This window comes from Delftia sp. Lp-1, from assembly GCF_020523835.1.
GTDB lineage: Bacteria > Pseudomonadota > Gammaproteobacteria > Burkholderiales > Burkholderiaceae_C > Comamonas > Comamonas acidovorans.
The window spans coordinates 192,578-214,178 of the sequence record NZ_JAJALJ010000002.1; the positions used below are offsets into that span (position 1 = coordinate 192,578).

The window sequence follows — 21,601 nt, forward strand, 5'->3', positions numbered from 1 at the left end:
GGGGCGGGTCCTGCAGTCCGTTGCGTCAGTTCTTCAACCAGGCCAGGCGGTAGAGCTTCTGGTCGTTCAGGTAGAAGGCGTGGATGGTCTTGCGCACCACGTCGGAGTTTTTGTAGATGTCCAGGAAGCGGGCGATGCGCGGGTCGGCCGCGCGGTCGCTGCGGGCCACGAACTGGATGGCCCAGGAGTCGTCCTCGTAGCTGGTGTAGGCCAGGCCCTTGCTGGCATCGAAGGCCTTGGAGGCGATGATGAAATACGGAAAGCCCTGGGCCAGGTCCACGTCGGGCGTGGTGCGCGCCAGCTGCGGGCCCTCGATCTCCACGAACTGCAGCTTCCTGGGGTTGGAGACGATGTCCGCCTGGGTGCCCAGCAGCCCGGTGTCGGGGCGCAGCGTGATCAGGCCCGCGTGCTGCAGCAGGCGCAGGCCGCGGCCCACGTTGACGGGGTCGCTGGCAATGGCCACCTTGGCGCCCGTGGGCAGGTCGGCCAGGGATTTGTGGCGCGTGGAGTACAGGCCCAGATAGGACAGGATGCCCGCCTGCACGCTGGTGAACTTGAAGCCCTTGCTGCGCGCTGCATTGGCCAGGTAGTTGCTGTTCTGGTAGTAGTTGAGGTCGATGTCGCCCGCGTCCAGCGCTACGTTGGGCGTGGCCCAGTCGGTGAATTCCACCACCTGCACGTCCAGGCCCTGCTTCTTGGCCTCCTTGGCGGCGGCTTCCACCGAGTCCGCGAAGATGCCCGGCACCACGCCGATCTTCAGGGGCGCGGCCAGGGCGCTGCCCGCGAGCAGGGCAGCGCCCAGGAAGGCGGCCAGCCGGGGCCAGAGGGTGGGGGAGGTCGTTGTCATCATTGCATTCCTGTGTCGTTGATAAAGGTCAGAGCGCGCCATGGCGAGGTGGGCGTATGCCGTTGAGCACGTAGTTGCCCACGGCGTGGTATTTCCAGCGCACGGGGTCGTGCAGGGTGTGGGTGCGCGCGTTGCGCCAGAAGCGGTCCAGGCCCTGTCCCGCCAGGGTGGAGGCCGTGCCCGCCAGCTCGAACAGCTTGCTGCCCGCCAGCAGGCTGGCGCTGGTGCTCAACGCCTTGGCCTGGGCCACGGCCACCGAGGCGGCGGCCACGCTGTCTTCCGTGGGCGCGCGCTGGGCGGCGTCCACGGCCAGGGCCGCGCGGGCCACCAGGGCATCGGCGGCGCGCAGGCGCACGTGGACATTGCCCAGTTGCTGCAGCAGCAGCGGGTCCTGCGTGGCGCTGGCCACGCCCGCGTCCACCCAGGGCCGCGCATGCTCGCGGATGAAGGGAAGGGCGGCCTGTAGCGCGCCGTGGCCAATGCCCGCGTCCAGGGCGGCATGGATGATCTGGGCGAAGGGGCCGATGGTGGTGGGCCGCTCGAAGGAACTGGTGAAGGGCACCACCCATTCGGGCTCCACGCGCACGCGGTCGAACTGCACGGAGCCGCTGCCCGTCACGCGCTGGCCGAAGCCGTCCCAGTCGTCGGTGACGGTGACGCCGGCCGCATCGCGCGGGATGAAGACCAGATACATGCGTTCGCCTTGCCCCGGCACCTCTTCCTGCGCGCTGGCCAGGGTGGGAATCCAGTGCGCGAACAGCGCGCCCGTGCAATAGAACTTGCGCCCCTGCACGAACCAGCCGCCGCTGTCGCGCAGCAGCCGGGTGCGGCGCTGGAAGTCGCGGTGGCCGATCTCGGCCAGCGCATTGCCCAGGCGTTCGCCGCGCAGCACACGGTCATAGAAGAAGGCCTTTTGCGCGGGCGATCCGCCCACGCGCAGCACTTCCAGCGAGTAGTAGTGGTTCTGCGGAATGTGGCCGAAGTTGCCATCGGCCGCCGCAATCAGGGCAATGGCCCGCGTCAGCGTGGCCGTGGACACGCCCGCGCCGCCGTACTCCCGGGGAATGGTGATGCCCCACAGGCCGCTCTGGCTGAACTGCTCCACCTCCTGCCAGGGCAGCAGGCGGTCGCGGTCGCGCGCCAGGGCGCCGGGGGCGATGAGGGCGGCAAAACTGCGGGCCGCCTCCAGCGCCTCGGCCTCGCTGCCGATGATGTGGGCGGGCCGGGCTGGAGGCGCTGCGGGAGCGGGCTGGCTGCCCGGTGTGGAGGCCAGGGCCTGCAGCTCTTGGGTCGATGTCTGTGTCATGGCGGTCAGTTCCACTGGTGGCGGCGCGGCAGGGCGCCGTTGAGCAGGTAGTTGCCCAGCAGGTGGTATTTCCAGCGCACGGGGTCGTGCAGCGTGTGCACGCGGGCGTTGCGCCAGTGGCGGTCCAGGCGGTGGGCAGCGCGGCTGGCCGAGGAGCCGGCCAGCGCGAACAGGTGCTCGCCGGCCTGCAGCGCAGCCTCGGTGGTGAGGATCTTGGCCTCGGCCACGGCCACCGAGGCCTGGGCGCTGGCCTGCTCGTCCACCGGGCCACCAGCCGCTGCAGCAAGTGCATCCAGCGTGCGCGCGGCCTCCAGCAGCACGGCATGGGCCGCGTCCACCTCGATCTGCAGCTGGCCGACCTCGTGGATGAGGTGGGGATCGTCGCTGGCGCGCGCCACGCCGGAGTCCATCCAGGGCCGGCTCTTGTCGCGCACGAAGTCCACCGCGTCGCGCAGCGCGCCCTGGGCAATGCCTGCGTCGATGGAGGCCTGGATCAGCTGCGACACCGGGCCGGACAGCGAGGGCGTGGCCTCGAACTGCCAGGCAGGCACCACGTCCTCGGGCTGTACCTGCACCTGGTCCAGCTGCACGCTGCCGCTGGCCGTGGTGCGCTGGCCGAAGGAGTCCCAGTCGTCGAACACGGTCACGCCCGGCGCATCGCGCCGCACCCAGACCTGCACGATGCGGCCTTCCTCGTCCTGGGCACGGAAGGGCACCCAGTGCGCGAAGGCCGAGCCCGTGGAGTAAAAGCGCGTGCCGCTGACGCGCAGGCCGCCTGCGGCATCGCGCGACAGGCGCGCCGTGGCCTCCAGCACATGGGCCGCGCGCCCCTTGCGTTCCGGCCCGGCATTGCCCAGGCGGTGGCCGGCCAGCACGTCGGCGAACCAGCGGCGCTTCTGGGACTCGCTGCCCATGTCCCGCAGGTTCTGCAGCACGGCGAAATGGTTCTGCGGAATCTGGCCCAGCGAAGGGTCGGCCGCGCACAGCGTGACGAAGACCTGGGCCAGCGTCTCGTACGAGGCGCCCAGGCCGCCGTAGGCGCGGGGCACGGTGATGGCGCCCAGCCCGCTGGCCGTGTGGCGCTCGATTTCCTGCCAGGGCAGGCGCCGCTCATGGTCGCGGGCGGCTGCGTCCGCGCGCCATTCATCGGCCAGGGCCTGGGCGGCCTGCAGGGCCTCGGCCTCGCTGGTGATGCGGTGCGGAGGGGAGGGCGGCAGGGGCAGGCGCCGCAGCGCCCCGCCCGGGGTGTGGTGTGTGTTGCCGGGCAAGGCTGCGCCCAGGGCATCCGGTGTGGTCATTCCGTGCCTCGTTGCTGAGTCGGTGGGGAGAGGGCCGCCAGGCGGCGGCCCCGGAGGGAAAGGCGTGGTGCCTGTTTTCAGCGTCAGCGGCTGCGCAGCCGGCGCACGTAGCGGTCGCCCAGCACCTGGACCACGGTGACCAGCGCGATCAGCACGGCAATCACCAGCAGCATCACCTGGGTGTCGAAGCGCTGGTAGCCGTAGCGGATGGCCAGGTCGCCCAGGCCGCCCGCGCCCACGGCGCCGGCCATGGCCGAGGAGCTGATCAGCGCCACCAGGGTGATGGTGAAGCCGCCCACGATGCCGGGCAGGGCCTCGGGCAGGTAGACGTGGCGCACGATGTCCCACTTGCGGCAGCCCATGGCCTGGGCGGCTTCGATGAGGCCGGGATCGACCTCGCGCAGGCTGACCTCGACGATGCGCGCGAAGAACGGCGTGGCGCTGATGGCCAGCGGCACGATGGCCGCCCACACGCCGATGGTGGTGCCCGTCACCAGCCGCGTGAACGGGATCAGCGCCACCAGCAGCACGATGAAGGGCGTGGCACGGAAGCCGTTGATCACGCTGCCCAGCGCACGGTGCGTGCGCGGCGAGGCCAGGAAGCCGCCGGGCGCGGTGACGATGAGCAGCACCGCCAGCGGAATGCCCGCCGCCAGCGCGATGCCGCCCGAGACGCCGACCATCATCAGCGTGTCGGCCAGCGCGTTGCCGTAGCGCTCAATGGGAATGGACAGATTCAGCGACATATCCGAGATCCTTGATGTCATGCGCAATGGCCGCCGGGCCCTGCGTCAATGTGTGCCAGTCATGCGCGGCCGTGCCGCCGCCCAGCGAGATCAGCAGCTGCCCCTGGGCATGGCCCTGGATGCGGTCCACGCCGCCATGCAGCAGGCGAACCCGGCCGCCCAGGGCCTGGGCGATGCGCGGGAAGTCGGGCTCCAGCCCGTCCTCGCCGCGGTAGGTCAGCTGCAGGATGCGTTCGTGGCGGCCTGCGGGCGCGTCGGGCAGCAGTCGCTGGCGCAGGTCGTCGGGCAGGCCGTGCTGCAGCGGTGCCAGCAGGGCGCGCGTGGCCGGGTGCTGCGGGTTGCCGAAGACCTTCCAGACCTCGCCCAGCTCGGCGATGCGGCCCTGCTCCAGCACCAGCACGCGGTCGGCGATCTCGCGGATCACGCTCATCTCGTGCGTGATCAGGACGATGGTGATGCCCAGCTTGCGGTTGATGGTGCGCAGCAGCTCCAGGATGGACTGCGTGGTCTCGGGGTCCAGGGCCGAGGTGGCCTCGTCGCACAGCAGGATCTCGGGGTCGGTGGCCAGGGCGCGGGCAATGCCCACGCGCTGCTTTTGCCCGCCCGACAGCCGGCTCGGATAGGTGCCAGCCTTCTCCTGCAGGCCCACCAGGGCCAGCAGCTCATTGACCCGCGCATTGATGCGTGCGCGCGGCAGGCCCGCCACCTGCAGGGGCAGCGCCACGTTGTCATGCACCGTCTTGGCCGACAGCAGGTTGAAGTGCTGGAAGATCATGCCGATGCGCCGGCGCAGCTGCACCAGCTGCGATTCGTCCAGCGTGCCGATGTCCACGCCGTCGACCCGCACCTGGCCGCTGCTGGGCTGCTCCAGCCGGTTGATGGTGCGCAGCAGGCTGGACTTGCCCGCGCCGCTGCGCCCGATGATGCCGAAGATGCTGCCCGGCGCGATCTCCAGGCTGATCGCATCCAGCGCCTGTACGGGCCCGGCCGAAGACTGGTAGGTCTTGGCCACGCCGCTGAAGGCCACGGCGCCGGGTCCGCGGATGGATTCCCGCGTGGTGCCGGCCGCTGCCGATGAGCGCCTGCCCGCGTCATGGGCTGGCCTGTCCGCCTCGTGGGCCGGCCTGTCCGCCAGGGGCTGCCTGGCTGCAATGCTGGTTGACATGGCTGAAGTCCTCCCCGTGCCGCTCAGGGCTTGACCCAGGCCAGGTTGTACAGGCGCTTGTCGTTGGAGAAGGCGCGCTGGGCCTCGGCCTTCACCGCGTCGGAGTTCTGGTAGATGCGAATGAACTTCTGCACCACGGGGTCCTGCGTGCGGTTGGCCTTGACCACGAACTGGATGGAAAAGCGCGCGTCCTCGATACCCGAATATGCAAGCCCGCTGGACGGATCGAAGGCCTTGGCCGCCACGATGAAGTGCGGGTAGCCCTGGGCGATGTCCACGTCGCCCGTGATGCGCACCAGCTGCGGCCCCTCGACCTCGACGAAGCTGAGCTTCTTGGGGTTCTCGACGATGTCGTCCAGGCTGCCCAGGTAGCCCACGCCGGGCTTGAGCTTGATCAGCCCCACCTTCTGCAGCAAGAGCAGGCCGCGCCCCTGGTTCACGGGGTCGTTGGCAATGCCCACCTTGCCGCCCTGCGGCACCTGGGCGATGGCCTTGTGCTTGAGCGAGTACAGGCCCACGTTGGCCAGGATGCCCGTGCCCGCGCTGGCCAGCTTGTAGCCGTTCTTCTGGATGGCGTTGTCCAGGAAGGGCTGGTGCTGGAAGTAGTTGATGTCCAGGTCGCCCGAGTCCACGGCCACGTTGGGCGTGGTCCAGTCGGTGAACTCCACCACCTGCACATCGATGCCCTGGGCCTTGGCCTCCTTGGCGGCCACGGCCACCGAGTCGGCGTAGGCGCCGGGCACCACGCCGATGCGCAGCTTGTCGGCAGCGTGGGCGGAGAACAGGGCCAGGGCGGCCAGCGGGGCGATCAGGGCACGGGAAAGCTTCATCGGGATCTCCGGAAAGAAAGGGTTCGAAAAAGGCAGGAAGGGGCCGCGTCACGGCTTGCGCCACGGCAGGCTGTACAGCCTGTCGTTGGCGGCGAATGACTTGTGGATCTGCGCCTGCACGGCGCCCGAGGTCTGGTAGATGCGCACGAACTGCGCAATGCGCGGGTCCCGGGCGTTGTCCTGGCGCGAGACGAAGCGGATGGCGTAGTACAGGTCGTCAATGCCCGAATACAGCAGCGCATTGCCGGCCACCTGCGGCCGCCCGGCGTTGACGAAGTGGGCCGGGTAGCCCTGGGCCAGGTCCACATCGTCCAGCGCGCGCACCAGCTGCGGTCCCTCGATCTCGACAAAGCGCAGCCTGCGCGGGTTGGACACGATGTCGTCCAGCCCCGCGCGCGGGCCCTTGCCTTCGCGCAGCTGAATCAGGCCGGCCTTCTCCAGCAGCAGCAGGCCGCGCCCCTGGTTGACGGGGTCGTTGGCCACGCCGACGCGCGCACCCTCCTTCAGGTCGGCGAAGCGCTGGGTCTTGAGCGAGTACAGGCCGATGTTGGGCAGCAGGCCCGTGGCCACGCTGGTGAAGGCATAGCCGCGCTCGCGGATGGCGTTGTCCAGGAAGGCCTGGTGCTGGAAGTAGTTGAGGTCGATGTCGCCGGCCGCCAGTGCCGTGTTGGGCGTGGTCCAGTCGGTGAACTCGATGACCTGCACGTCCAGCCCCTGGGCGCGCGCCTCCTTGGCGGCGACCTCCACGGAGTCGGCCAGCGAGCCGGGCGTGACGCCTATCTTCAGCGCGGCGGCCGCCGCGAGGCCGGGCAGCGCCAGCGTGGCGGCAAGCGACCAGAGCAATGTGTTTCTGCGCGTGGGCAAGGCGTGGTTCCTCCAGCTCGGCCAGGCCCGGCGCCGGCGCCCACATGGCGCCTGCCGGCATGGCCTCTGAAGGCATTGCAACACCCGGCCCCGGCGCGCACCACGACGGAATTCACATTTCCTTATAGCGAGCCATGCGCGGCGCAAGGCATTGATCGCAAAGGAAATTTTGCACAGGCAAGATTGAGCTTATGCCCGCGCGAAATATGGCACCGTGCCGGCTGCGCAGGCTTGCGGCAGCCAGGGCTGCCTGCCGCGCTCCCAGGATCAAGCGGCCTGTTGCGCCTTCATCCTCGTCCAGGCCTTGAAGAGGATGGACTGCAGGCTGGCACGCTCGCCCTCGTCCAGGTAGTCGACCAGCGATTCGCACATGCGCCAGAAGGCCGGCAGCGCGCGGGCCAGCACCTCGCGGCCCTGGTCGGTGAGCGCCAGGTCGAAGCTGCGGCGGTCTTCCTGGCTGAGGCTGCGCGCCAGCAGCGAGCGCTTTTCCAGCCAGTCCAGCAGGCCCGTCACCGACGAGCGCGTCACGCCGACGTAGCTGGCGATATAGGAGGGCGTGACCACCGTGTCGCCCAGCAGTCCGCGCTCGGCCAGGCCGAAGATCATGAGCACGTCGAGCTTGCTCTCGGACAGGCCGAACGCCTGCAGCGATGCGTTGGCGCGCTGCTCCACATCGTCGGCCAGCCACAGCAGCAGCAGGCCCAGGCCGGCGGCCGGCGTGTCGGTGCCGGGCTGCGCGGTCTGGGCCATCAGGGCCAGGTGCGGGCGCAGCGGTTCGGGGGCGTTGGCGAGGGGGGTGGAATCGGGGGCCGGTGCGGCAGCGGTCTTGCGCGGACTCATGGGAGTGGATGGAAGCGGGTGAAACCGGGTTGAAGCCGGGAGAAGAAAGGGCGGTTGATTTTACGGCTTTCATATATTACGCTTTGTGTATAGTACGTTAAGCGTATTATTTGGCGGCACACAAATCTGCAAGGACATCCCATGCCCATCAAAGTTCTGGAACTCCACCATGTCGGATTCGGCGTCAACCACGCCCAGGCCGACGCCATGCTCGACTTCTACCGCGAAGTGCTGAACCTGCCCCAGGACGCCGCGCGCTGGAAGATCCCCGGCATCTACGGCTCCTGGATCAACCTGCCCAACGGCAGCCAGTTGCACATCCTCGGCAGCGAGGGGCCGTCGCGCTATGCGCAGGGCCCGGGCAAGGACCCCGTGTCCAACCACATCGCGCTGGCCGTGGACGACATCCTCGGCGCCGAGCAGGAGCTGCAGGCGCGCGGCGTCGATTACTTCACGCTGGACAACGTGGCATCGCCCAGCCTCAAGCAGCTGTTCCTGCGCGACCCGGCCGGCAACCTGGTGGAACTGCACCAGTCCAATGCGCGCGCCCCCGGCATCGCCCAGGCCGAGCAGGACGCGGCGCGCGCCGGCAACGAGTGACGCGACGCCCTCCCTTTTTCCCTTCCCCTCCGGAATCCCATGTACTTTGAAATGCAATCGCTCAACAGCGAACAGCGCAGCAACATCCTGCACTCCCTGGTTCTGCCCCGTCCCATCGCCTGGATCAGCTCGGTGGACGGGGGCGGCACGGTCAACGTCGCGCCGTTTTCCTTCTTCAACGCCATGTCGGGCGATCCGCCGCTGCTGTGCGTGTGCATCGGCTCGCGCCAGGGCGTGCTCAAGGACACGGCGCGCAACATCGCGGCCACGGGCGAGTTCGTGGTGAACCTGGTGTCCGAGCCGCTGGCGCGCCGCATGGCGGTGACGGCCATAGAGTTCGGCGCGCAGGTGGACGAGTCGGCCCAGGCCGGCCTGGTCCTGGGCGATGCACGGCGGGTGAAGGCGCCGCGCATCGTGGACAGCCCTGCGTCCTTCGAGTGCCGCGTGCGCCAGATCATCGATATCGACGGCGTGCGCAGCCTGGTGCTGGCCGACGTGCTGGCCGCCCATGTCATGGATGCGGCCGTGGTCGATGGCGAGCTCATGTACTTCGACCCCGCGCCCATGGAGCTGATCGCGCGGCTGCAGAACCCCGGCTGGTATGGCCGCGTGGGCGATGCCTTCCAGATGCCCACGCCCTCGGTGGCGCAGTGGGATGCCATGCAGCGCCAGGGCGTGTCCGACAGCTACCTGGCCTGGGCCGACGATGGCGCCGCCGCGCGCTGAAGGGCCGCCCATGCTTGCGCAACACACCATAGACAGCCTGGCGGCCGAGCTGCACGCCAGCGAAAAAAGCCGGGTGCAGGTCCGGCACTTTTCCCGCCGCCATCCGGACATGACGGTGCAGGACGGCTACGCCATCTCGCGCGCCTGGATGCGGCTCAAGCGCGCCGAGGGCCGCACGGTCAGGGGTCACAAGATCGGCCTGACCTCGCGTGCCATGCAGCAGGCCGTGCAGATCACCGAGCCCGACTACGGCACCCTGCTGGACGACATGTTCTTCGAGCCCGGCGGCGACATTCCCTTTGCACGCTTCATCGCTCCGCGCGTGGAGGTGGAGCTGGCCTTCGTGCTGGGCCGCACGCTCAAGGGGCCGGGCGTCACCCTGTGCGATGTGCTGGCCGCCACCGACTGGGTGGTGCCCGCCGTGGAAATCATCGACGCCCGCATCGAACAAAAGGACCGCGATACCCAGGCCATGCGCACGGTGCGCGACACCATCGCCGACAACGCGGCCAATGCCGGCATCGTCATGGGCGGGCGGCCCGTGCGCCCCGACGCGGTGGACCTGCGCTGGGTGTCGGCGCTGCTGCAGCGCAACGGCGTGATCGAGGAGTCCGGCGTGGCGGCCGCCGTGCTCAACCATCCGGCCACGGGCGTGGCCTGGCTGGCCAACCGGCTCGCGCAATGGGATGAGCAGCTGGACGCAGGCCAGGTGGTGCTGGCCGGCTCGTTCACGCGGCCCGTCACGGCCCAGGCCGGCGACAGCTTCCATGTGGACTACGGGCCGCTGGGCTCCATTGCCTGGCGCTTTGCCTGAGCTTCGTCCGCAGTGTGGCGATGGTGTCGCCTGCGGCACAGTCCGCAGGCCCGGCGCGTCGCCGACAATGCAGCGGCGCCGCCCGCCACCGGTGCGCGGGCGGCGGCTGCAACACATGCACTACAGGATGGACAAGCAATGGAGATGAAGAACGCAAAGACGGCCGTGGTCACGGGCGGAGGAACCGGCGTGGGCAAGGCCGTGGCGCTGGCCCTGGCGGGCGCGGGCTACCAGGTGGTGGTGGCGGGCCGCCGCCAGGCGCCGCTGGATGAGACCTGCGCCGAGGCCCAGGCAAAGTACGGCGCGGGCGAGCGCATGCTGGGCATTGCCACCGATGTCAGCGACCCGGCTGCCGTGGAGCAGCTGTTCGCGCGCACGGTGCAACGCTTCGGGCGCGTGGACCTGCTGTTCAACAACGCGGGCCGGGGCAATCCGCCCGGCTCCTTCCTGGACTGGACGCCCGAGCAGTGGCGCGAGGTGGTCGATGTCAACCTCAACGGCATGTTCTATTGCCTGCAGCAGGCGTTTCGCACCATGCGCGACCAGTCGCCGCGCGGCGGCCGCATCATCAACAACGGCTCCATCTCCGCGCATGCGCCGCGCCCCAATTCCAGCGCCTACACGGCCACCAAGCATGCCGTCATGGGCCTGACCAAGACCGCTGCGCTCGACGGCCGTGCCTACGACATCGCCGTGGGCCAGATCGACATCGGCAATGCCATGACCAAGCTGGCATCGCGCATGGCCAAGGGCGTGCCCCAAGCCAATGGCGAGATCGCGGTGGAGCCACTGATCGACGCGGATGTGGTGGGCCAGTCCGTGCTCTACATGGCCAGCCTGCCGCTGGAGGCCAACGTGCTGTTCCACACGGTGATGGCCACCAAGATGCCCTTCGTGGGCCGGGGCTGAAACGGCAAAGGCAGGCCCTCAGGCCTGCACGCGGCGGCTCGCCGTCTCGGACGGGAGTTCGCCGAAGCGGCTGCGGTACTGGGCCGCGAAGTGGCCCAGGTGCAGGAAGCCGTATTTCTGCGCCACGTCGCGCACGCCGGATCCGGCTGCGACGCCCGGGCCCTTGGCTGCCTGGAGTTCGGCGCGCACCCGGTCCAGCCGCAGCTGGCGCAGGAAATCCATGGGCCCCATGCCCGCGTGCTGGCGGAAGGCGGCCTGCAGCGTGCGCGCGCTGCAGCCGGCCTCGCGGCAGACATCGGCCAGAGACAGGGGCTGGTCGGCATGGGCCTGCATGTACTCCTGTGCCTTGCGCACGCCGCGCGGCAGCAGGCTGCGCCGGCTGTCCCCGGCCAGTGCGCGGCTGTGGCTGTGCGTGGCCGACATCAGCAGGCTGGTCAGCAGGTATTCCTCCGCATGCTGGGCCAGCGCCTGCGTGGCCTGCAGGGCGTTGCCCGCATCCAGCGTGTGCCGCAGGCAGTCGATGAAATGCACCAGCGGTGCCAGCGCCGGCTGGTCCAGCGGCACGCCCAGATCGAACACCAGGGGCCGGCCTGCGGGCGCCTGCAGCAGCGCCTCCAGCCGCGCCACCAGAGCCGGGCGGGCCATGCGCACGATCAGGTGCGGGCTGTCGTCGGCCCAGCGCATGGACAGCGGCTCGGTCGGCGAGGGCAGGGAGGCCAGGCGCGGCGTGGCATCCACCTGCTGCGCGCCGCAGCGGATCTCGGCACTGCCGCGCAGGGGAATCTGCAGCAGGAAGAAGTCCCGCAGGTAGCCGGGCTCGATGTGCACGCCGGGACCGTACTGCACATAGTTCAGGCTGACGTTGCGGGAAAGCGGCGCGCTGTGGTGGCAGGCGTCCAGCTCGGCGCGCGGGCGCAGCATGCCCAGGCCATGCGGACAGAAGACGCGCGCCACGCTTTCGCGGGCCTCGTCCATGTCGTGGCTCTCGAAAAGCCGGTAGCGCTGCAGCGGCAGCGGTGTGTGCATGGCGTGTTCCATAGGCTGGGCAGAACGTAGCAAAAACCACCCGCTCCCACAATTCGGACCATTCCCCGGGAGCCAATTTCTGCGCGCCAGGGACAGCGCCTGCGCTTGCCGGATGCCTGCGCGGCCCGGCCCCCCGTAACGTGTGCTGCACAGGCCAGCCCGGCCTGGCATCCACACGGGAGAACAAGCGTCATGTTCAAGGGACTCGAAGGCAAAAGCGCCATCGTCACCGGCGGCTCCACCCTGATAGGCGCCGGCGTGGTGCGTGCGCTGCACGCGGCCGGCGTGAAGGTGGTCATTGCCGACATCGATGCCGACAACGGCCAGGTGCTGGCCGATGCGCTGGGCGAGGGCGCGCTTTTCGTGCGCACCGACATCACCGACGACGCGCAGGTCGCCGCCTGCGTTCAGCAGGCATGCAGCCGGCACGGCGGCGTGCACATCCTGGTCAACCTGGCCTGCTCGTATGTAGACGAAGGCATGCAGTCGCCGCGTGCCGACTGGCTGGCCTCGTTCAACGTGAACGTGGCCAGCGCCGTGGCCATGCTGCAGGCCGTGCACCCGCACATGGTGGCCGCCGGTGGCGGGGCCGTGGTGAACTTCACCAGCATCTCTTCGGAAGCGGCGCAGACGGGGCGCTGGCTCTACCCGGCCAGCAAGGCGGCCATGAAGCAGCTCACGCGCAGCATGGCCATGGACCTGGCGGCCGATGGCATCCGCGTCAACAGCGTCTGCCCGGGCTGGACCTGGTCGGCGGTGATGGACCGGCTCAGCGGCGGCGACCGCGCCAAGACCGACCGCGTGGCCGCGCCCTTTCACCTGCTGGGCCGCGTGGGCGATCCGCACGAGGTGGCGCAGGTGGTGCTGTTCCTGTGCTCGGACCATGCCAGCTTCGTGACCGGGGCCGACTACGCGGTGGACGGCGGCTACGGCGCCATGGGGCCCGAGCGCGCCGTGGCCGCCATTCCCCAATTGATGGACTAGTACGCAGTACGGACACGGAGCCGCAAGGAGACAGCCATGAAGAAAATCGCCATCGTCGGAGCCGGCCAGTCGGGCCTGCAACTGGGCCTGGGCCTGCTGGCCGCGGGCCATCAGGTCACGATACTGAGCAACCGCACGGCGCAGGACATCGCCCAGGGCCGGGTCATGTCCAGCCAGTGCATGTTCGACAGCGCGCTGCAGATAGAGCGCGGCCTGGGCCTGGACCACTGGTCGCGTGAATGCCCGGTGGTCGAGGGCATCGGCCTGTGCGTGCCGCATCCGGCGCAGCACGGCGAGAAAGCGGCCGACAAGGCCATCGGCTGGGCGGCGCGTCTGAACGCGGGCGCGCAGTCCGTGGACCAGCGCCTGAAGATCCCCGCATGGATGGACGACTTCCGCCGCCAGGGCGGCGAGCTGGTGCTCAAGGACGCGGGCATCGCCGAGCTGGAGGAATGCACCCGCAGCCATGACCTGACCCTGGTCGCCAGCGGCAAGGGCGAGATATCGAGGCTGTTCGAGCGCGATGCCCACCGCTCGCGCTTCGACCAGCCCCAGCGCGCGCTGGCGCTGACCTATGTGACGGGCATGAAGCCGCGCGAGCCGTTCTCCGCCGTGTCCTTCAACCTGCTGCCGGGCGTGGGCGAGTATTTCGTGTTTCCGGCGCTGACGACCACGGGGCCCTGCGAGATCATGGTGTTCGAGGGCGTGCCCGGCGGCCCCATGGACTGCTGGGGCGATGTGAAGACACCGGAGCAGCACCTGGAGCGCAGCCGCTGGATCCTCGACACCTTCGTCCCCTGGGAGGCCGAGCGCTGCCGCGACATTGCGCTGACCGATGACAACGGCATCCTCGCGGGCCGCTTCGCCCCCACGGTGCGCAAGCCCGTGGCCACGCTGCCGTCGGGGCGCAAGGTGCTGGGCATGGGCGACGTGGTGGTGCTCAACGACCCCATCACGGGCCAGGGCTCCAACAACGCGGCCAAGTGCGCCGACACCTATCTGCGCAGCATCCTGGCGCGCGGCAATGGCGACGGCAATGGTGACGGAAATCGTGACGGCAATGGCGCATTCGACGCCGCCTGGATGCAGCAGACCTTCGACCGCTACTGGTTCGGCTATGCGCAATGGGTCACGCAGTGGACCAACATGCTGCTGGCGCCACCGCCACCCCATGTGCTCAAGCTGCTGGCCAGCGCGGGCACGCTGGCGCCGCTGGCCAGCGCCTTTGCCAACGGCTTCGATGACCCGCGCACCTTCTTCCCCTGGTTCGCGGACGCGGGCGAGGCGGACCACTACATCGACAGCTGCGCGGCCATCGCCGCCATGGCAGCCGTCCCCGCCTAGCCGCAGAGGCCGCCATGAGCACATGCGACACCCCGGCCGCCGCCACGGCCTGCTCCTTCGATCCGCGCGAGCTGCGCAAGGCCTTCGGCCAGTTCACCACGGGCGTGACCGTCATCACCACGCGCGCGCCGGACGGGCGGCGCGTGGGCATGACGGCCAACTCGTTCTCCTCGGTCTCGCTGGACCCGCCGCTGGTGCTGTGGAGCCTGGCGCGCCAGGCGCCCAGCGTCTGCGATTTCCAGGGCGCCAGCCATTTCGCCATCCACGTGCTGGCTGCGGGCCAGCACCTTCTGTCGCGGCGCTTTTCCACGCCGCAGCAAGACAAGTTCGGCGGCTTGGACTGCGCGGAAGGCCCGGCCGGCGTGCCTCTGATCGATAGCGTGCTGGCCCGCTTCGTCTGCCGCAACGTCCGGCAATACGATGGCGGCGACCACCTCATCTTCATCGGCCAGGTCGAGCGCTGCGAACGCTTCGACGGCGAGCCCCTGGCCTTTCACGCGGGCTACTATCAGGTGACGGTGCGGCACCCCGAATGCGTATGACGGGCCATGAAAAAAGCGGCACCGCAGCTTTCCCCACCCTTTGAAACGGAGACAACCCCATGCAGCAGAAAGAACCCCCGGCAAGCCGCCATGTGCGCATCAACGCGCTGGACGGCAACGGCAGCTTCAACGCCTACCTGGCCGTGCCGGCCTCGGGCAGCGGCCCCGGCCTGGTGCTGGCGCAGGAGATCTTCGGCGTCAACGCCACCATGCGCGAGGTGGCCGACTACTACGCCGAAGAAGGCTACGTGGTGCTGGTGCCCGACCTGTTCTGGCGCCAGCAGCCCGATGTGGAACTGGGCTACACGCCGGCGGACTGGGAGCGCGCCTTCGGCTTCTACAAGGGATTCGACGAGGCCCTGGGCGTGCAGGACATCCAGGCCTGCCTGAACGCCTTGCGCCAGCGCCCCGAGGTCACGGACGGCAAGGCCGGCGTGCTGGGCTTTTGCCTGGGCGGCAAGCTGGCCTACCTGGCCGCCTGCCGCACCGATGCCGATGCGGTGGTCGGCTACTACGGCGTGGGCATCGAGGCGGCGCTGGACGAGGCCGAGCGCATCCGCTGCCCGCTCACACTGCATGTGGCCGAGCTCGACGCCTTCTGCCCGCCCGAGGCGCGCCAGCGCATCGTCCAGGCGCTGGGCGGGCGTCCCGGCGTGGCCGTGCATGTCTATCCGGGCGTGGACCATGCCTTCGCGCGCAAGGGCGGCGACCATTTCCACCGGGCCTCGGCCCTGATGGCGCACGAACGCAGCATTGCCACGCTCAAGTCCGCCATCGGCCCGCACTTCGACCTGGCCGCGCTGTGGGACAAGCACTGCGAGTACGAGTTCGCCACGCGCAACGTGGACGACACCATGGCCACCATGGTGGCCGAGCCCTATGTGAACCACATCCCCACCATGACCGGCGGCGTGGGCTTCAGCAACCTGCACGCCTTCTACACGAACCACTTCGTCAACAGCAATCCGCCCGACACGTCGCTGACGCCGATTTCACGCACGGTGGGGGCCTCGCAGGTGGTGGACGAGATGCTGTTCTGCTTCACGCACACCACCGAGATTCCGTGGATGCTGCCCGGCGTGCGGCCCACGGGGCGGCGCGTGGAGATCCCGCTGCTGGCCGTGGTCAAGTTCCGGGGCGACAAGCTCTACCACGAGCACATCTACTGGGACCAGGCCAGCGTGCTGGTGCAGGTGGGCCTGCTGGACCCGGCGCTGCTGCCCGTGGCGGGCGTGGAGACGGCCCGCAAGCTGCTGGACGAGACCCTGCCTTCCAACGAACTGCTCAAGCGCTGAGCGCGGCGCGGGCGCATGGGTTTCACCCTGCGCCCGCTGGCGGCCTGCAGGCCGCCAGGGCTCTCAGGGTTGCCACCAATGTTGATATGTCAACATTGGTGGATCATGCGGCCATCGCAATCGCCATCGCCGCCCGGTTCCCTCCGTCCAATGCCCCGCCCACGCACATCCACGATCCCTGCCGCCGATGCCGCCACCGGCCCTGCACCGGACACGCAGGTCTGCAGCCAGACGCTGGCGCTGGAGGACTTCATCACCTTCCGCCTGGGCGCGCTGTCCAATGCGCTGCAGACCCAGGTGACGCGCCACTACATCGCGCCGGCATCGCCCGTGGGGCTGACCGAGTGGCGGCTCATGGGCCAGATCCAGCGCCATGGCGAGCTGCATGCCAGCGCGCTGTCACGCCTGAGCTTGATGGACAAGGCCCAGATCAGCCGCGCGCTGCAGCCGCTGATCGACCGGGGCTGGGTGCTTCGCCGCGCCGATCCGCAGCACGCGCGGCGCCACCTGCTGCAGCTGAGCGAAGCAGGGCAGGCGCTCTTCGACGAGGTGCTGTCCCGCGCACGCCCCTACCAGGCGGCCCTGCTCAATGCCCTGACGGCCGATGAGCGCGCCATGCTGGACCGCATCCTGGACAAGCTGGGCCGTGCCTCCCAGGCGCTGGACCAGGGGCTGGATGCCTGATTTCCCCACAAGCCACTGCACAACCCATCTCAAGACCCACCTCAGAACCCACCCCACGAGCCACACCATGAATTGCTCCATGCACCCTGATGAGCGGGCCGCCCGCATCGAACTGGCCGCCTGCTACCGCGTCTTCGCCATGCTGGGCTGGGACGAACTGATCTACAACCACATCACGGTGCGCCTGCCCGACAGCGTGACGGGCGGTGAAAAGCAGTTCCTGATCAACCCCTTCGGCCTGCACTACGAAGAGGTCACGGCCAGCAACCTGGTACGCATCAATGTGCGCGGCGAGGTGCTGGACGGCTCGCGGCATCCGGTGAATCCGGCCGGCTTCGTGGTGCATGCGGCCATCCACGACGGACTGCCTGGCGCGCACTGCGTGATGCACACGCACACCACCTCGGGCATGGGCGTGGCCTGCCTGGGGCAGGGCCTGTCGCAAAGCAACTTCTACAGCGCCCAGCTGCACGGCATGGTGGCCTACCATGACTTCGAGGGCATCACCATCCATGCCGACGAAGGGCCGCGCCTGCTGGCCAGCATCGGCCGCCGCAAGGCCGTGATCCTGCGCAACCATGGCCTGCTCAGCTGGGGCAGCGACCTGCCCCAGGCCTTCGTGGTGCTGTGGACGCTGCAGCGTGCCTGCGACGTGCAGATGGCCACCCTGTCCATGGGTGCGCCGCGCATGGTCTCCGACGCCATGGCCCAGCGCTGCAATGAGGATTCGCTGACCTTCAACGCCAGCCACGGCGGTGCCCGCGATGTGTTCGACCACCTGGTGCGCCGCGTGAACCGGCGCGACAGCAGCTATCTCGATCTTTGAACCCGGAGCTTCCCGCGCATGACCATGGAACAGACAAGCATTTCATTCGACAAGGCCTGCATCTTCGGCGCCGGTGCCATCGGCGGCTGGATGGGCGCGGCCCTGGCCCGCGCCGGTTGCCAGCTCAGCGCCGTGGCGCGCGGCGCCGCGCTGCAGGCTCTGCGCACCCAGGGTCTGACCCTGGTGCACGGCGAGCAGCGCGAGCACTTCGCGCTGCGTGCCGAACAGGACCCGGCCGCCCTGGGCGTGCAGGACCTGGTCATCATCTCCGTCAAGGCCCCGGGCATGCCCGATGTCGCTGAGCGCATTGCCCCGCTGATCGGCCCGCAGACCGTGGTGCTCACGGCCATGAACGGCGTGCCCTGGTGGTTTCTGCAAGGCGGTGTCGATGCCAGCGTGCGCGGTAGGCAACTGAAGACGGTGGACCCCGACGGCCGCATTGCGCGCGCCATACCGCTGGGCCAGGTGCTGGGCTCGGTGGTCCATGCCAGCTGCTCCAACGATGCGCCCGGCGTGGTGCGCCGGCACTTCGGCAACAGCCTCATCCTGGGCGAGCCCCTGGCCACAGGGCCCGGCCAGCCGCCCACGCCGCGCCTGGCGGCACTGGCCCAACTGCTGCAGCGTGGCGGCATCGAGGCCAAGGTCTCCGACAACATCCAGCGCGACGCCTGGTACAAGCTCTGGGGCAACATGACCGTCAACCCCGTCAGCGCGCTGACGGGTGCCACCTCGGACCGCATCCTGGGCGACGACCTGGTGCGCGGCCTGATCACGCGCGTGATGCTGGAGGCCAAGGAGATCGGCGCGCGCATCGGCCTGCCCATCAACGAATCGCCCGAAGACCGCCATGCGGTCACGCTCAAGCTGGGCGCCTTCAAGACCTCCATGCTGCAGGACGTGGAAGCCGGAAAGCCCGTGGAGCTCGACGCCCTCGTGGGCGCGGTGCGCGAAATGGGCCAGCTGTGCGGCGTGGACACGCCCTTCACGGATGCGCTGCTGGGCCTGGCGCGGCTGCAGGCGCGGCAAAAGGGGCTGATGGCCTGACGCCGCAAGGGCCAGTACCGGCCTGCAGCGCGCAACCGTAGACTACGCCTCCATGACTTCCGCCAAGAACCCCGCCTCGCCCTGGTCCACGCTGTGCGTGGTGGCCACCACCGTCCCCAGCGCCGAGGAGGCCGCCCATCTGGCGCGCAGCCTGGTGCAGCAGCAGGCCGCGGCCTGCGTGCAGGTGGAGCCCATCACCTCGCACTATGTGTGGGAGGGCGAGCTGCATGCCACGTCCGAATGGCGCCTGGTCTGCAAGACCCTGCCCGACGTGCTGGAGCGCCTGGCCCGGCTGCTGCGCGCCGGGCACAGCTACAGCGTGCCGCAGATCACCATGCGCACCGAGCGCTGTATGGCCGACTATGCGCAGTGGCTGCGCTCCCAGGTCTCGACCCGGGACGTGGCTGACGCTGCAGAAAGTGCCGCCGCGCCCCGCATCACTGCGGCGTGACGTTGGCGGCCTTGATCACGGGCACCCAGGTCGCTGTCTCCTTGCGGATCAGCTCGCCGAAGGCGCTGCCCGTGACCACCCACGGCTCAATCCCCTGCAGATCCAGCTGCCTGACCACGGCCGGCGTGTTGAAGATCTCCTGAATATCCTTTTCCAGCTGCTTGAGCACGGCCGGCGGCGTCTTCCTGGGCGCCATCACGCCGTACCAGGACGAGATGGCAATGCCCGGCACGCCCGCCTGGGCCAGCGTGGGCACCTCGGGCAGGTACTTGCTGCGGGCTGGGTCGGTCACGGCCAGCGCACGCAGCTTGCCCGACTGCACATGCGGCAGCAGCGCGGGCACATTGCCCACGATCATTGGCACCGTGCCGCCCAGCACATCGTTGAGGCCGGGCGCCGTGCCCTTGTAGGCCACGTGCAGGATGTCGGCGCCGGTCTGCTGCTTGAACAGCTCACCGGCCAGATGCAGGCTGGAGCCCACGCCGGGCGAGGCATAGCTGATGGTGGCCGGCCTGGCCTTGGACAGGGCCACCAGCTCCTGCACCGTTTTGGCGGGCACGCCAGGGTGCACGGCGATCACATTGGCCGCCTTGGCCAGCGAGGCCACGGGTGCGAAGTCCGCTTCCACGCTGTAGCCGGGCCTGGCCAGCAGCGTGGGATTGATGGTCAGGTTGCCCTGGGGCACGACCAGCAGCGTATGGCCGTCCGGCGCGGCACGCTTGACCATGTCGATGCCGATATTGCCGTTGGCCCCGGGCTTGTTCTCCACCACCGAGGTCTGCTTGTAGCGCTCGGCCAATCCCGTGGACAGCAGGCGGGCCAGCGCATCGACCGGGCCTCCGGGCGGAAATGGCGCGACGATGGTGAAAGGCTTGGCGGCCAGTTGCTGCTGCGCGGCGGCATCCTGGGCCAGGGCGCTCTGGCATGCGGCTGCGGCCAGCAGGGCGGCAGCGCCGAGCAAGGTGGGGGCTTTCATGGGGAACTCCGGGGAACAAGGCAAGGCAGGTACAAGCAAAAGAAATGCCTGAGGGCTATCGATTGTTTCTTGTATAAAACAACGTTCTTCTTATAAATCAATGCAAAGCATAAAACCTGCGGCTTGATTCGAATCAAGGGAAAACCCTTGCCTGCATGCCTGGGCCTTCGCTGCGCTCGCATGCCCATGAAAAAAGGAGCGCAGCGCGCTCCTTTGGGTGGTGGTGGGCCGGGTGGCCTCAGGACAGCAGCGCCTGCGCGAATTCCCGGGCGTTGAAGGTTTCCAGGTCCTCGACCTTTTCGCCCACGCCGATGAAGTACACGGGGATCGGCCGTTCCTGGGCAATGGCGGCCAGCACGCCGCCCTTGGCCGTGCCGTCGAGCTTGGTGACGATCAGGCCCGTGAGCTGCAGTGCATCGTCGAAGGCGCGCACCTGGGCCAGCGCGTTCTGGCCGGTGTTGCCGTCAATGACCAGCAGCACCTCGTGCGGCGCCGTGGCGTCGGCCTTGCTGACCACGCGGCGGATCTTGCGCAGCTCTTCCATCAGGTGCAGCTGGGTGGGCAGGCGGCCTGCCGTGTCCACCAGCACCACATCCTTCTTGCGCGCGCGGCCGGCGGTGACGGCATCAAAGCTCACGGCCGCAGGATCGCCTCCTTCCTGGCTGACGATCTCCACCGTGTTGCGGTTGGCCCAGACGCCAAGCTGCTCGCGCGCGGCGGCGCGGAAGGTGTCGGCGGCGGCCAGCAGCACGCTCTGGCCTTCATCGGCCAGGTGACGGGTCAGCTTGCCGATGGAGGTGGTCTTGCCCGCGCCGTTGACGCCCGCCACCATGATCACGGTGGGCTGGTGCTCCCCGATGACCAGCGGCTTTTCCAGCGGGCGCAGCAGGTCGGCCAGGGCATCGGCCAGCAGCGCCTTGACGGCGGCGGGGTCGGTGGCCTTGGCCTCCTTGACGCGGCGGCGCAGGTCGGCGAGCAGGTGCTCGGTGGCCTTGACGCCGGTGTCGGCCATCAGCAGGGCGTCTTCCAGTTCCTCGTACAGCGCATCGTTGATCTGCGTGCCCGTGAAGACCGTGGCAATGCTGCTGCCGGTCTTGCGCAGGCCGGTCTTGAGGCGCTGCATCCAGTTCTGGCGGCTGGCACCTTCGGCCTCGGGCTTGGCCGTGGGCTCGGGCGCGGCAATGAAGTCCGCAGGCGCGATGGTGGACGCGGGTGCAGCAGCTGGGGTAGGCGGGGTCTCGGGGGGCGCGGCATCGCCCTTGCCGCCGCCAAAGGGCTTGCGCCACCAGGCACTGCCGGTGTCGGCGGCCGGCGCCGCTGGCGCGGCCGGTGGCAGGGCAGGGGGGCTGTCCTGCGGTGGGGTTGCGGGAATGCCGGCCTTTTCAGGCGCGGCGCTGCTGTCCGCCGGGGAAATCTCGGCGGCGGAGGGGGTGGGCTTTTTCTTGAAAAAACTGAACATCGGCAGGTTCTTAGAATCACAGCAT

Annotated in this window: 23 protein-coding genes; 12 read left to right on the top strand and 11 right to left on the bottom strand. The window is 69.1% G+C overall.

Annotated features, from left to right (window positions below; all coding sequences use genetic code 11):
- Positions 1-25: 25 nt before the first annotated feature.
- The 8 genes from LGR64_RS17560 to LGR64_RS17595 all read right to left on the bottom strand — a co-directional run bounded on the left by LGR64_RS17560 (position 26) and on the right by LGR64_RS17595 (position 7,896).
- Positions 26-850, bottom strand: coding sequence for a MetQ/NlpA family ABC transporter substrate-binding protein (locus LGR64_RS17560; protein ID WP_012203704.1), 825 nt, complete (start codon positions 848-850; stop codon positions 26-28).
- Positions 851-875: 25 nt separating this feature from the next.
- Positions 876-2,153 carry an SfnB family sulfur acquisition oxidoreductase gene (locus tag LGR64_RS17565; protein WP_230356364.1) on the bottom strand — a complete coding sequence of 426 codons (1,278 nt, stop codon included), beginning with the start codon at positions 2,151-2,153 and terminating at the stop codon, positions 876-878.
- A 5-nt stretch (positions 2,154-2,158) separates the two neighbouring features.
- Positions 2,159-3,451 (bottom strand): SfnB family sulfur acquisition oxidoreductase, encoded by a 1,293-nt coding sequence (locus LGR64_RS17570; protein WP_230356366.1) that lies wholly within the window; start codon positions 3,449-3,451, stop codon positions 2,159-2,161.
- 83 nt (positions 3,452-3,534) lie between these two features.
- Complete coding sequence (locus LGR64_RS17575) at positions 3,535-4,197, bottom strand: methionine ABC transporter permease (protein WP_012203707.1); 663 nt, start codon at positions 4,195-4,197, stop codon at positions 3,535-3,537.
- Positions 4,169-5,362 carry a methionine ABC transporter ATP-binding protein gene (locus tag LGR64_RS17580; protein WP_230356370.1) on the bottom strand — a complete coding sequence of 398 codons (1,194 nt, stop codon included), beginning with the start codon at positions 5,360-5,362 and terminating at the stop codon, positions 4,169-4,171. The genes LGR64_RS17575 and LGR64_RS17580 overlap by 29 nt, the downstream gene beginning before the upstream one ends.
- A gap of 23 nt (positions 5,363-5,385) precedes the next feature.
- Entirely contained in the window at positions 5,386-6,192 is an 807-nt protein-coding gene (locus tag LGR64_RS17585; protein ID WP_013803953.1) for a MetQ/NlpA family ABC transporter substrate-binding protein, read from the bottom strand.
- Between the two features lie 48 nt (positions 6,193-6,240).
- Positions 6,241-7,056 carry a MetQ/NlpA family ABC transporter substrate-binding protein gene (locus LGR64_RS17590; RefSeq protein ID WP_016449091.1) on the bottom strand — a complete coding sequence of 272 codons (816 nt, stop codon included), beginning with the start codon at positions 7,054-7,056 and terminating at the stop codon, positions 6,241-6,243.
- 267 nt (positions 7,057-7,323) lie between these two features.
- The gene (locus LGR64_RS17595) at positions 7,324-7,896 is read right to left on the bottom strand and encodes a MarR family winged helix-turn-helix transcriptional regulator (RefSeq protein ID WP_230356372.1); all 573 of its coding nucleotides are present in this window, start codon (positions 7,894-7,896) and stop codon (positions 7,324-7,326) included.
- A 141-nt stretch (positions 7,897-8,037) separates the two neighbouring features.
- On the opposite strand from LGR64_RS17595, the gene LGR64_RS17600 reads away from it, so the two are divergent.
- The 4 genes from LGR64_RS17600 (at position 8,038) to LGR64_RS17615 (ending at position 10,945) form a co-directional block, all read left to right on the top strand.
- Entirely contained in the window at positions 8,038-8,496 is a 459-nt protein-coding gene (locus LGR64_RS17600) for a VOC family protein (protein ID WP_012203712.1), read from the top strand.
- 39 nt (positions 8,497-8,535) lie between these two features.
- Positions 8,536-9,222 (top strand): flavin reductase family protein, encoded by a 687-nt coding sequence (locus LGR64_RS17605; RefSeq protein WP_230356373.1) that lies wholly within the window; start codon positions 8,536-8,538, stop codon positions 9,220-9,222.
- A gap of 10 nt (positions 9,223-9,232) precedes the next feature.
- Positions 9,233-10,036, top strand: a complete 804-nt coding sequence (gene hpaH, locus LGR64_RS17610) for a 2-oxo-hept-4-ene-1,7-dioate hydratase (RefSeq protein ID WP_026062081.1) — start codon at positions 9,233-9,235, stop codon at positions 10,034-10,036.
- A gap of 138 nt (positions 10,037-10,174) precedes the next feature.
- Entirely contained in the window at positions 10,175-10,945 is a 771-nt protein-coding gene (locus LGR64_RS17615) for an SDR family oxidoreductase (RefSeq protein WP_230356375.1), read from the top strand.
- A gap of 18 nt (positions 10,946-10,963) precedes the next feature.
- Here the strand turns inward: LGR64_RS17615 and LGR64_RS17620 are convergent, their stop codons facing one another.
- A complete protein-coding gene (locus tag LGR64_RS17620) occupies positions 10,964-11,971 on the bottom strand; it encodes an AraC family transcriptional regulator (RefSeq protein WP_016454133.1) in 1,008 nt (335 codons plus the stop codon).
- A 192-nt stretch (positions 11,972-12,163) separates the two neighbouring features.
- Here LGR64_RS17620 and LGR64_RS17625 point away from each other — a divergent pair, with 192 nt between their 5' ends.
- From LGR64_RS17625 to cutA, 8 genes are all read left to right on the top strand, one after another.
- On the top strand, positions 12,164-12,955 hold the full coding sequence (locus LGR64_RS17625; protein ID WP_043824618.1) for an SDR family oxidoreductase: 792 nt from the start codon (positions 12,164-12,166) through the stop codon (positions 12,953-12,955).
- A 36-nt stretch (positions 12,956-12,991) separates the two neighbouring features.
- Positions 12,992-14,299 (top strand): styrene monooxygenase/indole monooxygenase family protein, encoded by a 1,308-nt coding sequence (locus LGR64_RS17630; RefSeq protein WP_141829989.1) that lies wholly within the window; start codon positions 12,992-12,994, stop codon positions 14,297-14,299.
- Positions 14,300-14,313: 14 nt separating this feature from the next.
- Positions 14,314-14,841, top strand: coding sequence for a flavin reductase family protein (locus LGR64_RS17635; RefSeq protein WP_230356377.1), 528 nt, complete (start codon positions 14,314-14,316; stop codon positions 14,839-14,841).
- Positions 14,842-14,900: 59 nt separating this feature from the next.
- Complete coding sequence (locus tag LGR64_RS17640) at positions 14,901-16,136, top strand: dienelactone hydrolase family protein (protein WP_141829987.1); 1,236 nt, start codon at positions 14,901-14,903, stop codon at positions 16,134-16,136.
- A gap of 150 nt (positions 16,137-16,286) precedes the next feature.
- On the top strand, positions 16,287-16,820 hold the full coding sequence (locus LGR64_RS17645; RefSeq protein WP_013803942.1) for a MarR family winged helix-turn-helix transcriptional regulator: 534 nt from the start codon (positions 16,287-16,289) through the stop codon (positions 16,818-16,820).
- Complete coding sequence (locus tag LGR64_RS17650) at positions 16,813-17,646, top strand: class II aldolase/adducin family protein (protein WP_260443866.1); 834 nt, start codon at positions 16,813-16,815, stop codon at positions 17,644-17,646. Before LGR64_RS17645 ends, LGR64_RS17650 begins: the two co-directional genes overlap by 8 nt.
- An 18-nt stretch (positions 17,647-17,664) precedes the next feature.
- Positions 17,665-18,690, top strand: a complete 1,026-nt coding sequence (locus LGR64_RS17655; protein ID WP_141829983.1) for a 2-dehydropantoate 2-reductase — start codon at positions 17,665-17,667, stop codon at positions 18,688-18,690.
- 52 nt (positions 18,691-18,742) lie between these two features.
- On the top strand, positions 18,743-19,141 hold the full coding sequence (cutA, locus tag LGR64_RS17660; protein ID WP_141829980.1) for a divalent-cation tolerance protein CutA: 399 nt from the start codon (positions 18,743-18,745) through the stop codon (positions 19,139-19,141).
- On the opposite strand, the gene LGR64_RS17665 is transcribed toward cutA, so the two are convergent.
- Both LGR64_RS17665 and ftsY read right to left on the bottom strand, forming a co-directional pair.
- Complete coding sequence (locus tag LGR64_RS17665) at positions 19,128-20,117, bottom strand: Bug family tripartite tricarboxylate transporter substrate binding protein (protein ID WP_141829978.1); 990 nt, start codon at positions 20,115-20,117, stop codon at positions 19,128-19,130. The two genes, cutA and LGR64_RS17665, sit on opposite strands and share 14 nt — an antisense overlap.
- A 238-nt stretch (positions 20,118-20,355) precedes the next feature.
- Positions 20,356-21,576: a signal recognition particle-docking protein FtsY gene (gene ftsY / locus LGR64_RS17670; RefSeq protein WP_141829975.1), complete on the bottom strand. Its 1,221-nt coding sequence runs from the start codon at positions 21,574-21,576 to the stop codon at positions 20,356-20,358.
- Between the last annotated feature and the right edge of the window lie 25 nt (positions 21,577-21,601).

Coding starts and splice junctions, on each gene's coding strand:
- LGR64_RS17655 (WP_141829983.1), top strand. CDS start 17,665: ATGACCATGGAACAGACAAGCATTTCATTCGACAAGGCCTGCATCTTC.
- LGR64_RS17580 (WP_230356370.1), bottom strand. CDS start 5,362: ATGTCAACCAGCATTGCAGCCAGGCAGCCCCTGGCGGACAGGCCGGCC.
- LGR64_RS17620 (WP_016454133.1), bottom strand. CDS start 11,971: ATGCACACACCGCTGCCGCTGCAGCGCTACCGGCTTTTCGAGAGCCAC.
- hpaH (WP_026062081.1), top strand. CDS start 9,233: ATGCTTGCGCAACACACCATAGACAGCCTGGCGGCCGAGCTGCACGCC.
- ftsY (WP_141829975.1), bottom strand. CDS start 21,576: ATGTTCAGTTTTTTCAAGAAAAAGCCCACCCCCTCCGCCGCCGAGATT.
- LGR64_RS17600 (WP_012203712.1), top strand. CDS start 8,038: ATGCCCATCAAAGTTCTGGAACTCCACCATGTCGGATTCGGCGTCAAC.
- cutA (WP_141829980.1), top strand. CDS start 18,743: ATGACTTCCGCCAAGAACCCCGCCTCGCCCTGGTCCACGCTGTGCGTG.
- LGR64_RS17665 (WP_141829978.1), bottom strand. CDS start 20,117: ATGAAAGCCCCCACCTTGCTCGGCGCTGCCGCCCTGCTGGCCGCAGCC.
- LGR64_RS17645 (WP_013803942.1), top strand. CDS start 16,287: ATGCCCCGCCCACGCACATCCACGATCCCTGCCGCCGATGCCGCCACC.
- LGR64_RS17575 (WP_012203707.1), bottom strand. CDS start 4,197: ATGTCGCTGAATCTGTCCATTCCCATTGAGCGCTACGGCAACGCGCTG.
- LGR64_RS17595 (WP_230356372.1), bottom strand. CDS start 7,896: ATGAGTCCGCGCAAGACCGCTGCCGCACCGGCCCCCGATTCCACCCCC.
- LGR64_RS17605 (WP_230356373.1), top strand. CDS start 8,536: ATGTACTTTGAAATGCAATCGCTCAACAGCGAACAGCGCAGCAACATC.
- LGR64_RS17585 (WP_013803953.1), bottom strand. CDS start 6,192: ATGAAGCTTTCCCGTGCCCTGATCGCCCCGCTGGCCGCCCTGGCCCTG.
- LGR64_RS17630 (WP_141829989.1), top strand. CDS start 12,992: ATGAAGAAAATCGCCATCGTCGGAGCCGGCCAGTCGGGCCTGCAACTG.
- LGR64_RS17565 (WP_230356364.1), bottom strand. CDS start 2,153: ATGACACAGACATCGACCCAAGAGCTGCAGGCCCTGGCCTCCACACCG.
- LGR64_RS17650 (WP_260443866.1), top strand. CDS start 16,813: ATGCCTGATTTCCCCACAAGCCACTGCACAACCCATCTCAAGACCCAC.
- LGR64_RS17560 (WP_012203704.1), bottom strand. CDS start 850: ATGATGACAACGACCTCCCCCACCCTCTGGCCCCGGCTGGCCGCCTTC.
- LGR64_RS17640 (WP_141829987.1), top strand. CDS start 14,901: ATGCAGCAGAAAGAACCCCCGGCAAGCCGCCATGTGCGCATCAACGCG.
- LGR64_RS17570 (WP_230356366.1), bottom strand. CDS start 3,451: ATGACCACACCGGATGCCCTGGGCGCAGCCTTGCCCGGCAACACACAC.
- LGR64_RS17635 (WP_230356377.1), top strand. CDS start 14,314: ATGAGCACATGCGACACCCCGGCCGCCGCCACGGCCTGCTCCTTCGAT.
- LGR64_RS17615 (WP_230356375.1), top strand. CDS start 10,175: ATGGAGATGAAGAACGCAAAGACGGCCGTGGTCACGGGCGGAGGAACC.
- LGR64_RS17625 (WP_043824618.1), top strand. CDS start 12,164: ATGTTCAAGGGACTCGAAGGCAAAAGCGCCATCGTCACCGGCGGCTCC.